The following is a 14,698-nucleotide window of genomic DNA, read 5'->3' on the forward strand; positions in this document are numbered from 1 at the left end:
TATCTATGATAATCGTAGTCTTATGATCGGATATTAAAGACTTTAATAGAATTAATGTTTTCTTGTAAGTGGCTACCAAGTCATTCACTTTTTTAAAATTAATTTGTTGAAAAATAGAGCTTGTTATGCGAGTATGTAATTAATTGAAATATTTTGTTGGTTAGCTGTGAATTCTAATTTCTCTAAAACATTAATGGTACTGCTAGTCTGTTTGACCTTTGTTGGTCAAGCGGTTGCGTCTACTGTTATGTCTTATCATATGATGAGTATGAAGGGAAATAGTGGGCAGGAGCAAATGCAAAATATGTCAATGATGGACCATAGTGACCATTCAATGATGAGTCATTCATCTGATGATTCAGATGAAGCAGAAGATGACTGTTGTGTGAAAAGTTGTAGTTGTTTTACTGGGGGTTGCTCAAGTATCGCTACACTAATGAAAGACACAGGTGACAGTCTCTTTATTGATTTATCATCAAAAATATTCTCATATTCAAACTTGGCTCAAAGTCAATCATCATCATCTCTATATAGACCTCCAATACTAAGCTAAATACAGAATAATTGTGCCTAAAATTTGGCTCACTTATATGAAAATTATCTGTATTAGGCTTTTTGATCTCTGCGTTTAAGTATTTTTAAGCAAAATCAAGAATAACCTAATCAATTCAAATATTAATTGATATCCCTTTGGGGGGGTTATGTTTTCCAAAAAATTCACGTTAAAGGCTGTTGCAGCCTTTACTTTAGTCATTGCTATTGCAAGTTGTTCAAAAGAAGAAGTTTCAGTGACTTCATCTAAAACACAAAATGCTAAACCTCATCCTATTCTTTTAGAGGTTTATAAGAGTCCTACATGTGGTTGCTGCAAAAAATGGGTTAGCCATATAAATGAGCAAGGGTTCGAATCAAAAGTCCATAATTATCAAAATTTTACAGCGGTTAAAGAAGAGAAAGGAATAGAGCCTCGATACCGTTCTTGTCATACCGCTATATCAAAAGATGGTTATGCATTTGAAGGGCATGTTCCTGCCAAATTTATTCATAAATTTTTAAAAGAAAAACACTCTGACGATGTTATTGGATTATCTGTTCCTGCAATGCCAGCGGGAACTCCCGGTATGGAAGTAGGTGATAAATTTCAACCTTATAAAGTGTTATTACTTAAGAAAGGGGGCGCTTATGAGGTCTATGCTAGCGTTCAATCTTATGAGGAGCAGTTTTAATGAATAAATTTAAAAATATCAGAAGTTTAAGCGTGAAATACTGTGCGGGTATGTTAGCTCTTACAGTGCTAACTGCAAATTCTGCTGATATTCCTACTATTACTTCTAGTTCAGCCTTAACTTTTGAGAAAGCTATCAAGTCTGCGCAGAAGAATGATCCATGGTTAACGGGAAATGTTCATAAGCAAAATGCTATTGAAGCGATGAGTACAGCCGTAGGCACGTTACCAGATCCGAAAGTATCTATAGGGTTAGCCAATTTACCTACAGATGGCTTTGATTTTGGACAAGAGGGAATGACACAAGCGAAAGTTGGCATATCTCAAATGTTTCCTCGTGGGGATACATTGTTGATTAAACGAGAACAACTCAAGATTGAAAGTGAATCATTCCCGTATCAACGAAAAGATCGAGAGTCCAAAGTAGCTGTTACTGTTGGTAGCCTTTGGTTGGATGCATACAGAGTTCAAGAAAGTATTGCTTTAATTGAAAAAAACAGAACACTTTTTGAACAGTTAGCGGATGTTGCTGAAGCAAGTTATTCGTCTACTTTAGGTAAAACAAGGCAGCAAGATATTGTAAGAGCGCAATTGGAGCTTACAAGATTAGAAGATCGTTTAGATGTCTTAGGACAACAACAAAACCGCTTTGAAGGTATGTTGTCTCAATGGTTAACAGAGTTTTCTATAGAGAAAAGTTCTCAAAGTGAAACTTATGTAGACGATGATTTTAACCTTCATAATATCGTTTTGACTAAGCAATTACCTCAAATTGACCTAGTAAATAGCAATATAGTTCTTACAGATAGCTGGTTACGCCCTAGTGAACTGGCAAAGTATATTGCTAACCACCCTTCACTTGTCGCAGTTGAAAAGAAAATTAAATCAACAAAAACTGGAATTAAATTGGCAAAGCAAAAATACAAACCTGAGTGGGGAGTTAATGCTAGTTATGGTTACCGTGATGATGATCCAATGGGAAATAGTCGAGCGGACTTGTTCTCTGTAGGGGTTACTTTTGACTTGCCGCTTTTTACAGACAATAGACAGGACAAAGAAGTTAAGTCAGCTATTTCAAAAACAGAAGCTATAAAAACTGAAAAATTATTATTGATGAGGAAATTGCTCGCATCATACTCCAGTGCAAAAGGGCGCTTACTTCGATTGAAAGATAGACAGAACTTATACAAAGACAAGCTACTGCCTCAAATCCATGATCAAGCTGAAGCTTCGCTAACAGCCTACACCAATGATGATGGTGACTTTGCCGAAGTAGTTCGCTCACGAATCGCTGTATTAAATGCGGAAATAGATGAGTTAACGCTTAATGTCGAAGAGCAGAAATTATTACTAGAACTTAATTACCTTTTTATAGGCAGCATAGATCCTGTCGTTAGTAACAATAATATGAATTTATCAAATAATAGTGGTTTCACTGTTATTTCGGGAGAAGAATAATGAACAACAATATTAAGCCAATAGTAATTGGCATGGTTATCGGTGGCTTTTTAACATTTGGGGTTTATAGTTTTATGGCCCCGACAAATAGTGGGGAAGCAAGCTCTGTTGTAACGGCTGAAAAGAAGCCGCTTTATTGGGTAGCTCCAATGGACGCGAACTACAAAAGAGATAAGCCAGGGAAGTCACCAATGGGTATGGATTTAGTACCTGTTTACGACGATGGTGGTAAAGGACCTGATGAAGGTCCCGGAACAATTCGTATCTCTCCTGATGTTGTAAATAACCTCGGTGTAAGAACAGCAATAGTTAGTTATAAATCATTGCACACTGAAATAAATACAGTCGGTTATGTTGCTTATGATGAAGATAAGTTAGTTCATATCCATCCACGAGTACAAGGATGGATTGAAAAGCTATATGTTAAGGCTATTGGAGATCCTGTTAAGAAGGGGCAACCCCTTTATGAAATTTATTCCCCAGAATTAGTTAATGCCCAAGAAGAATTATTATTGGCATTAGATCGTAAAAATAGCCGATTAATTAGTGCTGCTGAAAATCGATTGTCAGCATTACAACTTCCAAAATCATCAATAGTAAAACTTAAGAAAACAAAGAAAGTACAGCAAACAATTACTTTTTATTCTCCACAAAATGGCGTGGTGGAAAATTTAAAAATACGTGAAGGATTTTTTGTTAAGCCTGGCTCTACTTTAATGTCAATTGGTGATTTATCGGAAGTGTGGGTTGAAGCTGAAGTCTTTGAACGCCAAGCGGGTCAAGTCAAAACAGGCACCCCAGTAACCATGACTCTTGATTACTTACCAGGAAAAACATGGCAAGGAAAAGTTGATTATATTTACCCAACACTAGATGCAAAAACTCGTACTGTGAAAGTACGTCTTCGTTTTAAAAATGAAGAAGGCGAATTCAAACCAAATATGTTTGCTCAAATTGCGATTCACACAACAGGTGACGAACAAGCTTTATTAATCCCTAAAGAAGCACTTATTAGAACAGGAAACCAAGATAGAGTTGTTCTCGCCTTAGGTGAGGGGAGTTTTAAATCGGTTGCAGTATCTGTAGGTCGATACGATAGCGAAAGTGTTGAGATACTTGAAGGGGTGCGTGATGGGGAAAAAGTTGTTAGTTCTGCACAGTTCTTATTAGATTCAGAATCGAGTAAGTCTTCAGACTTCAAGCGAATGAATAGCGATGTTGATGAAGCGGATGCTTCAATGCCTTCTTCTGTTTGGGTTCAAGCTAGTATCGAGAGCATGATGGCAGATCATAAAATGTTAACTTTAGCTCATGAGGCGATACCTGAATGGGAATGGCCAGAAATGACGATGGATTTCATCGCATCGGACAGTGTCGATTTCTCATTACTTAGTGAAGGGATGAGTTTACATGTTGAAGTGACAAAAGAAGATAATGGTGATTATAAAATTAGCAACATCCATGTTCCTGACGACATGAGTGAAAGTGATACAAGCCAAGTAACTGAAGAAGTGGCAGATGACTCGTCAGCGACAGTTACTGGAACAATTAACTCGTTAATGATCGATCATGGAATGGTGAACATTAGTCGAACTGCTATTGAAAAATGGGGACGACCTGCGGCTACTTTAGATTTCATTACAGGGCACAATGTTAGCCTTGAAGGACTTTCTGAGGGGATGGAAGTTAAGTTTACTTTTGAAGTGCGTGGTGAACATTTTGTAATTTTTGAAATTGCCCCACTAGGGCAAGGTGATGAACAGGGTGAAACTTCTAGATTAGAAGCACCTGTTGTTGATCATTCAAACCACTAATATAGGAGTTAGATTATTATGATTGCTTCTATAATACGTTGGTCCGTTGGTAATCGATTTTTTGTATTACTCGCTACCTTTTTACTCGTAGGCATTGGTTTATATTCTGTTAATAAAACGCCTATTGATGCACTGCCTGATTTATCTGATGTGCAAGTAATTATTAAAACAAGTTACCCTGGTCAAGCCCCACAAGTTGTTGAAGACCAGGTTACCTATCCGATGACTACTGCCATGCTGTCAGTTCCTGGCGCAGTGACTGTTCGAGGTTATTCTTTTTTTGGTGACTCTTACGTGTATGTCATCTTTGATGAAGATACAGATTTGTATTGGGCGCGTTCGCGAGTACTTGAATATTTAAGTCAAGTAGCCCCTAGCTTACCCAGCAATGCACGACCGCAATTAGGACCTGATGCTACAGGCGTAGGTTGGGTATATTTATACGCCTTAGTTGATAAAACGGGTCAACAAGACTTAAGTCAATTGCGCAGTTTACAAGATTGGTTTTTAAAATATGAATTGCAAACTGTCCCTGGCGTATCAGAAGTTACTGCACTTGGCGGTATGGTTAAGCAATACCAAGTAAGAATTAATCCTGAAAAATTAAGAGCATTTGGGATCCCTCTTTCACATATTCAAATGGCTATTAAGCAAGGTAACCAAGAGATCGGGGCATCTGTTGTTGAAATGGCAGAAGCCGAGTACATGGTTAGAGCAACTGGTTATCTCAAAAGTGTTGAAGATTTAGAGAATATACCTTTAGGAGTAAATGAAAATGGCACACCTCTATTACTAAAAGATGTTGCAGATATTGGGACTGGCCCACAAATGCGTCGAGGTATCGCTGAGCTTAACGGTGAAGGAGAAACTGTTGGTGGTATCGTTGTTATGCGCTTTGGAGAAAATGCTCAGCAAGTCATTAATGGTGTTAAAGAAAAGCTAGAGCAACTGAAGAAAGGTTTACCTGAAGGGGTTGAAATTGTTCCTGTTTATGATCGCTCTGCATTAATTGAAAGGGCTGTTGATAACTTAGCTTATAAGCTATTAGAAGAATTTGGCGTTGTGGCGCTAGTTTGTATCATTTTCTTATTTCATGTCCGCTCGTCACTAGTCGCCATTGTGAGTTTACCTGTAGGGATATTGACGGCATTTATCGTTATGCATATGCAAGGTCTTAATGCGAATATTATGTCGCTAGGAGGGATTGCAATTGCGATTGGTGCCATGATCGACGGTGCTATTGTAATGATAGAAAATATGCACAAGCACATGGAAAAAACACCGTTAACTAATGAAAACCGCTGGAAAATAGTAGTGGAGTCGGCCAGTGAAGTTGGTCCTGCTCTATTCTTTAGCTTGTTAATTATTACGGTGAGTTTTGTTCCTGTTTTTACCTTGGAAGCTCAAGAAGGGCGAATGTTTGCTCCACTTGCCTTTACTAAAACGTATGCAATGGCAGCATCAGCGGCATTAGCGATTACATTAGTCCCTGTACTGATGGGGTATTTTATAAGGGGTAAGGTTTTACCTGAGCATAAAAACCCGGTGAATCGCTTTTTAACCTTTATCTATATGCCTGCTCTAAAAACGGTATTACGTTTTCCAAAGACAACTTTAGTAGCAGCATTGGCAGTTCTTGCTATTGGTATATATCCACTTGACAAGATTGGTAGTGAATTTATCCCTCCACTTGATGAAGGTGACTTAATGTATATGCCTACAACTTATCCTGGTATTTCGATAGGGCAAGCACGTCAACTGTTACAACAAACGGATAAGCTGATTAAAACAGTTCCAGAAGTTAAAACTGTGTTTGGTAAAGTAGGTAGAGCGGAAACTGCTACTGATCCAGCGCCTTTAACAATGATTGAAACTTTTATTCAATTAAAGCCTCGTTCAGAGTGGCGAGAAGGTGTTACTACTGAGAGTTTGAAAAAAGAGCTAGATGGTTTAGTTAAGCTCCCTGGGGTAACTAATGCGTGGGTGATGCCAATAAAAACACGTATTGATATGTTAGCTACGGGTATTAAGACACCTGTTGGTATTAAAGTCGCAGGACCTGACTTATCGGTAATTCAGGACATCGGTAAACAATTAGAAGTTATTTTGAAAGATGTACCTGGAACAGCATCAGTATATTCAGAGCGTGTAGCTGGTGGGCGTTACGTTAAAGTTGATATACAACGCGCTAAAGCAGCCCGTTATGGTTTAAATATTAGCGAAATTCAGCAGGTTGTTGCTACGGCCATTGGTGGTATGAATGTCACCAAAACTGTTGAAGGCTTAGAGCGCTATCCAGTGAGTTTACGTTACCCACAAGACTATCGTGATTCGCCTGAAACATTATCTTTGCTACCAATAGTGACACCAAATGGGCAAAGGATCTCATTAGGCGATGTTGCGAATGTGCTCGTTGAAGACGGCCCTCCGGGAATAAAGTCAGAAAATGCAAGATTAAATGGTTGGGCATTTGTAGACATTGAAGGTGTGGATGTTGGTAGTTACGTTGTTGATGCACAAAAGGTTGTTGAAGATAAGCTAAAACTTCCTGCTGGCTACTCAATTGCGTGGGCTGGTCAATATGAGTATATGCAACGTGCCAAAGCTAAATTGACTTATGTAGTGCCGTTAACCTTGTTCATTATTATTATTCTACTTTATCTGAACTTCAGAAATGTTATTGAAGTGGCAATGATCATGGGAACTCTACCTTTGGCTATGGTGGGTAGTATTTGGTTGATGTATATCCAAGGCTACAACTTCTCTGTCGCTGTAGGTGTTGGTTTTATCGCGCTAGCGGGGGTTGCTGTTGAGATAGGTGTGATTATGTTGGTTTATTTGAATCAGGCTTATCACGAAATGATTAATGATCATCAGTCAAAGGATATTTCAACAACGAAGGCTGATGTGCTTCAAGCGGTGTTACATGGTGCAGGCTTACGTGTACGTCCTGTCATGATGACCGCAGCAGCTATAATCGTTGGCTTATTGCCAATATTATATGGCACAGGTACTGGTTCTGAAGTGATGAGTCGTATTGCAGCACCTATGGTTGGTGGAATGCTAAGTGCGGTGATTTTAACTTTACTTGTTCTACCTGCATTATTTTATTTGTGGCGTTCGTCATCGATTAAAAATGTTTCGAGCAAGGCATAGAGCATGAAAACGTTGAAGGTTAGCCGGAAACTTCATCGGTGGTTGATGTTGTTTTTAGGCTTGCAGTTTTTGATTTGGTCGATATCAGGTGCCTATATGGTTATTTTTGATATTGACTATATTCATGGTGATAGTTTGGCGGTTAATCACCAAGCTAAAGTTAATGTGGATGAAATTACTTACCCATTATCTGCATTAGCTAAGCAATATCCTGACGCAAAAAACATTGCCGTAGAAGTTTTTATAGACCAAGCCGTTTATCGTTTTACAGAGCATGACGAAAAATATGTTGTAAATGCTAGTAATGGGGAGAAGATTTCTCCCTTAAACAAAGTCGTAGCTATTAGCGCTGCAAAACACTATTATAGTGGTGATGGTGCGGTCCTTGAGTCTGAATTGATTACAGAAAATCCACCGTTTGAATTAAGCCGTCGAGCATTACCTGCTTGGCGGGTTAACTTTGATGATTTTGGCAGTCCGTCGATATATGTTTCAGCTCAAACAGGAAAGCTTGTCAGTAAGCGACATGAATTTTGGCGAATCTTTGATTTGATGTTTAGTTTGCATGTCATGGATTACGAAGAAGAAGATCCAAGTAATAAACTACTTTTTTGGTTCACACTTTTTTCTATTTTTGCGGCAATTACTGGTGGTGTATTGAGTTACTTTGTTATTTTCAAAAACAGAGCAAAAAATACATTAGATAAAAGTATGGGAGTAGCTAGATAATGTTGTTCCTTAAAAAGCTACATAAGTGGCTATCCTTGTTGGTTGGCCTACAACTACTAGTATGGTTAGGAACAGGCTTATATTTTAATTTGATGGATCATCAAAAGGCTTCAGGAAATCAATATAAACAAACTCCCGTTGTTGCCCAAGTTGATATTAATAGGTTAGTTGAACCACAGCTTGTCTTATCTCAATCAAAACAAGTCGTATCGTTAAAACAAATATCACTATTAGAGCACCCTTACTATTTGTTAACTCATAATAAAGGTTTATATAGCCATTTTGACAATGACTACTCTTTGGTTGATGCGTACACCGCTGAGCCAGTCGTTATTGATGAAACTATGGTTAGAAAACTGGCCCAATCTTCCTACAATGGTAAAGGTGTGATTAAAAATGCAGTTAAATTATCACCTCCATATGAAGATATACCTCGTGAGCAAAATGAAGTGTGGCAAGTTAACTATGCTGATTATATTCAAACTAGCGTTTATATTGATGCTGGTTCTGGTCGAATAATTAAACATAGTAATGATGATAAACGGTTTGTTGATATTTTCTTTATGCTTCACTTTATGGATTATGGCACTGAAGGAAGCTTCAATAATGTTCAAATCATTTTATTTTCTCTTTTCACGCTTTTCTTTTCCTTAACTGGCTTCATTTGGACTATTGAGCTGCTCTTTAATGGTCAATACAAAATTCGTTTTGGCAGAAAAAGTCGAACTTTGGCGTTATTTGATAAAGATCTGGAGCCTATCGGGGAATTCGATTTAGCTACTAATACCAACTTACTTGATGGTTTAATTGATCATGATATTGCTTTGTCATCAACCTGTGGCGGTGGCGGGACTTGTGGCCAATGTAAAGTACGTCTTGATAGCAGTGTTAAAGTCACTTCAGCAGAGCATGTACTTTTAACAAAGGAACAATTGCAACAAGGTTACAGATTGGCTTGTCAACATGATGCAACAGAAACTAAGAGGTTAACATTAATTGACGTTACTAAAGCCAAAAAATACCTTCTTGAATTAACGCATAGTGAGTTTATTAGTCCCTATATAAAAGAGTTGCGTTTTAAAGTGCTTGGTGGTGAGAAATTAAAATTCAAAGCAGGTGCTCATCTTCGTTTCTATATACCACCAGCTAAAGGAATATCTATACCAGCGCGTCTTCCTGACGCTTTCAAATACCATTGGCGTGATATTGAGTATTTAGAGTATGAGCATCAAGCTTGTAGTCGAAGCTATTCTCTAGCTAATGGTGATGGGCAGATTGAAGCTGGTACTAACGAGTTAAAGTTTACCGTCAAAATTCAAAATGCTCCAAATAAAAGTATATATCCCGGTGTAGGTTCTAGCTATATATGTAATTTGGGGCTAGGGCAAACAATAGAAGCGGCTGGCCCATTTGAAGATTTTCATGCAAAACCTTCAAGTAATAAAACAATGATGCTCATCGGAGCAGGCTCTGGAATGGCACCATTGAAATCATTAATTGAAGAGCAATTGTGCTTCTACCAAAAAGAAAGAAAGGAAACTAGAGGTATCTATTTTTTCTATGGTGCTAGAACTGAGGAGGACTTGTTATATAAAGATGAGCTTTACAGGCTTTCTAGAAAATATCCAAACTTTTTTTACTACCCTGTTTTGTCTAGGCCGCATAAGAACTGGTCAGGAGCAAAGGGGTATGTTCAAGATTTACTCACATCAAATATTAACAAAATTTGTCAAATTGATGGTGTTGAATTTTATCTATGCGGCCCACCGAATATGATGTCAGCAACGATAAATCTTTTGAAAACTAAGAATGTTGATGCAACTAATATTGCATTCGATGAATTTACTTAAATTAACCTTAATCACTAACGTAGGAGAAAACCATGAAAACTAACTTTATTAAAACTGTAGGCAAAATCGCTTTGATATTAGTACCAGCAATTACTTTATCAATGAATGCATCCGCTCATGATCCGAAAATGCATGCAAAAAAAGCAGAAAAAGCTGATTGTAGCAAAATGGATCATAGCAAGATGGATATGAAAGACCCTGTTGCAGTTGCAATGATGAAAAAGTGTATGAAGCAATCAAAATCTTCAATGGAGAAAATGGATCACAGCAAAATGAAAGAAATGGATCACAGCAAAATGAAAGAAATGGATCACAGTAAAATGGAAAAAAAGAAAAATAAAAAAGCTAATAGTGATGACCACCAGAACCATTAATTAAATATTAAAAGCCACTTAGTTGAAGCTCAAATTAAGTGGCTTTATAAGTAAGGAATTGTTATGAAAGCTCTTAAAATTCTATTGACATTATTGCTATTGGGAGGAGCTAGTGCCGCTACTGTCATGTATTCAGGGATAGTGAATGTAGCCGCTGATGAACCTCACAGTGATATTGTTTATTGGCTTCTTGAAGAAACTAGGGAGGCATCCATAAAGAAATCGGCTCAACATATCAAAGTACCTGATTTGGAAAGTCCTGAGTTGTTGTTAATGGGAGGAGCAGATTATGAATATATGTGCTCAAGCTGTCATCTAAAACCTGGATTAGAAGAAAGTGATATGAGCATTGGGCTGTATCCTCAACCACCTAATTTAAGTATTTCGCATGAAACTCATCAACACGGTACTGATGAAGAGCTTGCAAGGAAGAATTTTTGGGTGATTAAACATGGCATAAAAGCTTCAGGGATGCCAGCTTGGGGTAAAACTCACAGTGATGAAAGAATATGGGCAATGGTTGCTTTTATTAAACGATTACCTACATTAACACCCGAGCAATATCAAGTGCTAACGGCAATAGATTAATTATTAAAGATAGGAATAAAAATGAAAATAATTCAAATAATAGTAACAGCGGCTTTGTTAATTTTCTTAACCATGAGCAATGTTACAATAGCTCATGCAAGCGAAAAAAATAATACAAGTAAACGTGGTGAATTGCCCGTATTAACAAGTGATGCAGGTAAAGTCGTTATGCAATTTCACCAAGCCATACAGGGTGGCGATAAGAGCAAAGCACGCGGCTTTTTAGCTGATGATGTCATTATATATGAGGGCGGTAGAGTAGAGCGCTCAGCAGATGATTATGCAAATCATCATATGCTGGCTGACATGAAATATTTGGCTCAACTTAAAGTAGAAATACTTGAACATGAAGTCAGGGAGATGGGGGAAACAGCTTACTCAATATCCAAAACAAAGTTAACCGGAGAGTTTCAAGGAAAAGACGTGAAAAGTGAAGGTATGGAAAGTATGATACTTATGAAAAAAAATGGAAAATGGAAAATAGTCCATATCCATTGGTCACACTAGCTTAAAAAAATAATAATAAAGGATAAAAAATGATCAAATATATTGCAGCAGCTATTTTAGTTATCACAAGTTTTGTTAGCTTTGCTCATGGGGGAGGAAAACATATAAACAAAGATAAACAGGCAATAATCGATATCATTTCGAGTATTAAGTATGGTTGGGAAAATGGAGACGGAGCACCATTTAGAAAGAACTTTCTTGATTATAAAGGTGCTCGATATATAGAAGGTGGCGGGCAAAATGCAGGATTGAACTCATTAGTTGAACATCATGTTGAACCTGAAAAGGATGCTTTGGAATACTTAAAATTGAGTTTTAGTGAAATAGAAGTTAACTTTGAGGGCGATGATAAATCTTTTGCGTGGGCAATTGCTGACACACGTATAAAGGGCAAAGTGAATAAAAGTGGCAAAACATTCGACAAAAAAGGATTTCAAACATTCTTATTTCGCAAAATAAATGGTAACTGGAAGGTTGTGCATACCCACTCGTCTAGTAGAGATAATAAGTGATAATTGTTTAAAACTACACGGCATGATGACTGGTTAGTTTAAGCCTTTAAATGAATGGAATAGGACTTTTAAGTGAAAAAAACAGAGAAGAAAAAGTACTCAGGTTTTTACGAGTTTAACGTCACTTTAGGTCCTATTGATAATTATCACACCGTTTTTTTTTGAGTTGAGGTTCGGATTATGAGAATAGTTTACTTTGGCAATAATATGTTTTCTTCGTGCTTAAAATATTTAATTAAGGACGGCTTTGAAATTGAAAGAGTTTACATTAACTCGCCCGATTTTACGTCTTCGGCTATATCAAAATTGTGCGAAACACATCAAATTCCCTTATTCAAAAATAAGCCTATGAGTGAAGAGCTTGAACATTTGATTTCTATGGGTGTAGAAATGTTCATAGTAGCTGAGTATCTGCATATATTACCTGAAACAGGTGTTAAATATGCGATTAACATACACCCATCAATGTTGCCAAAAGGCAGGGGGCCAACTCCACTGCCGTACTTATTAAAGTATCCAGAACATTCAGGCGTATCAATTCATAAATTAACTAATGTGTTAGATGGGGGGGATGTGATTCTTCAATCTGGTGTTCCCATTCAAAAGAATGAATCTATCACAACTGTAATGGTCAAAATGCATATTGAAGCTGTCAATTTGATCAAGACCTTTCTTTCGGATGTAGAATGTCATTATAAAAATGCTAAACCTCAAACTGATTATTCATATTTTCCACGAATAGATATAGGAGAGCGGATACTAGATTGGAAGCAACGAACATTAGACATTAACAGCAAACTTCGCAGTTTTGGTTTTTTCGGTTTAATTCTTAAATTAAATAATCTTTTTTGGAATGCCAAACATATAGAAGCCGTGGAGTGCGTTCATCTTTATGAAGCAGGAGAGGTTATATATGAAGATGAATATTTACTAGTTGTTAGTTCATATGACGGAATTGTTTGCGTCCACAAATATTCATTATCTTTGGTTACTTAAAGCTATTGGAACTGGATGTTGCAGCATGATTATTAAAATGAAACCGTTAAAGAAAGTTGCACTTACCGTTGTGGTGATCTGGACAATTATTGTTACAACGTTAACTGCAAACTTAATCATATCATCAAAAAAAAGTGCGGTTAAAAATGCTAAAGATGATGCTTTTTCTGCAATTGATCACATTGATGCGACCATAAAACTATTAATAAATGACTACCAAATTAACAATATGAGCTTATCAAGACAATTAGATTTAAAAGGACTTGAATCTAATAGTGGCGTCGTATCTATTGAACTTGGTATAGAGAAACCAAAAGTTTCTCTAGTCTTTGTACAAGAAAATTCAAATGTTAGTAACCAAAATACCTTTTTAGATGAATGGCAAAAAAAACTAGTCGGTGTCTTAATCGATAGAAACGAGACAACTTATTTTATTGATGAGAAAGGTCAAAGCTCTTTTTTAAGAGCTGTAGAGCCAAGAGCTGTAGATCAAGACTGTCAAATTTGCAGGCTAGTAGGACTTGAGAAAAAAGATGGTTACTTCGGAGGTGTTTTTGTTTCGGTGAATATGAGTCGATACCTTTCAGAAGCGTATTTACACGCATGGAGTATGATTCGAAGCATAGGAATAATTTGGGTATTAGGTATAGCTGCAATCATTTACGGCTATAAAAAAACCAGTAGTGCAGTAAGTAAAAAACTAAGAAATTATGAAGAAAGCGTTTTTAATTTAGTCGATATAATAGAGAAACGAGATAGCTATACCGCTGGTCACACCCGAAGAGTTGCAAAATATGCGATGTTACTTGCTGAAGAGCTAAATGTTTCGAGTATTAAAAAAGAGCTACTTTACAGAGCATCGATGCTACATGACATAGGTAAAATATCTACGCCAGACTCTATTTTATTAAAGCCGGGGAAGTTGAGTGATTTAGAATATAAAATTATTAAAAACCATGTAACAACCAGTTATGAAATTCTCTCTAAAGTATCTATCTATAAAGATTTAGCAGAAATAGTTCGACATCATCATGAATATTATGATGGTTCTGGCTATCCCCAAGGTTTAAAAGGAGGCGAGATTCCCTTCTTATCTCAAATTCTCACGGTTGCCGATGGCTTTGATGCCATGACCACAGATAGAATTTATAAAGGTAGAAAATCTGTACAAGAAGCAATTCAAGAAATTTCTAAATTAAGTGGGCAGCAATTTAACCCTGTAATTGTTCAGTCTGCGATTAATGTCTTATCTAAAGTAGATACCGATCGCAAGATTTCTCAGCTACCAGAGTCGGATTTACAGCATGAACGTTTCTCATATTTCTATAAAGATAATGTGACACATGCATACAATCAAAGGTACTTAGAGCTTTTATTGTCAAAACAAAAACAAGAATTAAAAAAATATCGGCATGTTTTGCTAATTAGAGTGCATAATTTTTCGAAATATAACTCAGAACATAGCTGGAATAAGGGTGATGTGTAGTGG

General features: G+C 37.0%; 13 protein-coding genes. All 13 read left to right on the plus strand.

Annotated elements, in window-relative coordinates:
- Positions 1–166 precede the first annotated feature (166 nt).
- The 13 genes from PS1M3_RS07630 to PS1M3_RS20040 all read left to right on the plus strand — a co-directional run bounded on the left by PS1M3_RS07630 (position 167) and on the right by PS1M3_RS20040 (position 14,695).
- The gene (locus PS1M3_RS07630; RefSeq protein ID WP_239104490.1) at positions 167–553 is read left to right on the plus strand and encodes a CopL family metal-binding regulatory protein; all 387 of its coding nucleotides are present in this window, start codon (positions 167–169) and stop codon (positions 551–553) included.
- A 148-nt stretch (positions 554–701) separates the two neighbouring features.
- Positions 702–1,226 (plus strand): DUF411 domain-containing protein, encoded by a 525-nt coding sequence (locus PS1M3_RS07635; RefSeq protein ID WP_085301222.1) that lies wholly within the window; start codon positions 702–704, stop codon positions 1,224–1,226.
- Positions 1,226–2,683 carry a TolC family protein gene (locus tag PS1M3_RS07640; protein ID WP_008113913.1) on the plus strand — a complete coding sequence of 486 codons (1,458 nt, stop codon included), beginning with the start codon at positions 1,226–1,228 and terminating at the stop codon, positions 2,681–2,683. The genes PS1M3_RS07635 and PS1M3_RS07640 overlap by 1 nt, the downstream gene beginning before the upstream one ends.
- Positions 2,683–4,497: an efflux RND transporter periplasmic adaptor subunit gene (locus PS1M3_RS07645; RefSeq protein WP_008128605.1), complete on the plus strand. Its 1,815-nt coding sequence runs from the start codon at positions 2,683–2,685 to the stop codon at positions 4,495–4,497. Before PS1M3_RS07640 ends, PS1M3_RS07645 begins: the two co-directional genes overlap by 1 nt.
- An 18-nt stretch (positions 4,498–4,515) precedes the next feature.
- Positions 4,516–7,653, plus strand: coding sequence for an efflux RND transporter permease subunit (locus PS1M3_RS07650; protein WP_008128603.1), 3,138 nt, complete (start codon positions 4,516–4,518; stop codon positions 7,651–7,653).
- Positions 7,654–7,749: 96 nt separating this feature from the next.
- Positions 7,750–8,382 carry a hypothetical protein gene (locus PS1M3_RS07655; RefSeq protein WP_008113907.1) on the plus strand — a complete coding sequence of 211 codons (633 nt, stop codon included), beginning with the start codon at positions 7,750–7,752 and terminating at the stop codon, positions 8,380–8,382.
- Entirely contained in the window at positions 8,382–10,232 is a 1,851-nt protein-coding gene (locus PS1M3_RS07660; protein ID WP_203987094.1) for a 2Fe-2S iron-sulfur cluster-binding protein, read from the plus strand. The genes PS1M3_RS07655 and PS1M3_RS07660 overlap by 1 nt, the downstream gene beginning before the upstream one ends.
- A 32-nt stretch (positions 10,233–10,264) precedes the next feature.
- Positions 10,265–10,606: a hypothetical protein gene (locus tag PS1M3_RS07665; protein WP_203987096.1), complete on the plus strand. Its 342-nt coding sequence runs from the start codon at positions 10,265–10,267 to the stop codon at positions 10,604–10,606.
- A gap of 63 nt (positions 10,607–10,669) precedes the next feature.
- Positions 10,670–11,194, plus strand: coding sequence for a cytochrome c (locus PS1M3_RS07670; protein WP_203987098.1), 525 nt, complete (start codon positions 10,670–10,672; stop codon positions 11,192–11,194).
- A gap of 21 nt (positions 11,195–11,215) precedes the next feature.
- Positions 11,216–11,701, plus strand: a complete 486-nt coding sequence (locus PS1M3_RS07675) for a DUF4440 domain-containing protein (protein WP_203987100.1) — start codon at positions 11,216–11,218, stop codon at positions 11,699–11,701.
- Positions 11,702–11,730: 29 nt separating this feature from the next.
- Complete coding sequence (locus PS1M3_RS07680; protein ID WP_203987103.1) at positions 11,731–12,213, plus strand: nuclear transport factor 2 family protein; 483 nt, start codon at positions 11,731–11,733, stop codon at positions 12,211–12,213.
- A gap of 180 nt (positions 12,214–12,393) precedes the next feature.
- Positions 12,394–13,209: a methionyl-tRNA formyltransferase gene (locus tag PS1M3_RS07685; RefSeq protein WP_203987105.1), complete on the plus strand. Its 816-nt coding sequence runs from the start codon at positions 12,394–12,396 to the stop codon at positions 13,207–13,209.
- A 25-nt stretch (positions 13,210–13,234) separates the two neighbouring features.
- The gene (locus PS1M3_RS20040; protein ID WP_239104491.1) at positions 13,235–14,695 is read left to right on the plus strand and encodes an HD-GYP domain-containing protein; all 1,461 of its coding nucleotides are present in this window, start codon (positions 13,235–13,237) and stop codon (positions 14,693–14,695) included.
- The last annotated feature ends 3 nt before the right edge of the window (positions 14,696–14,698 follow it).

It is taken from the genome of Pseudoalteromonas sp. PS1M3 (assembly GCF_016865405.1).
Taxonomy (GTDB): Bacteria; Pseudomonadota; Gammaproteobacteria; order Enterobacterales; family Alteromonadaceae; genus Pseudoalteromonas; species Pseudoalteromonas marina.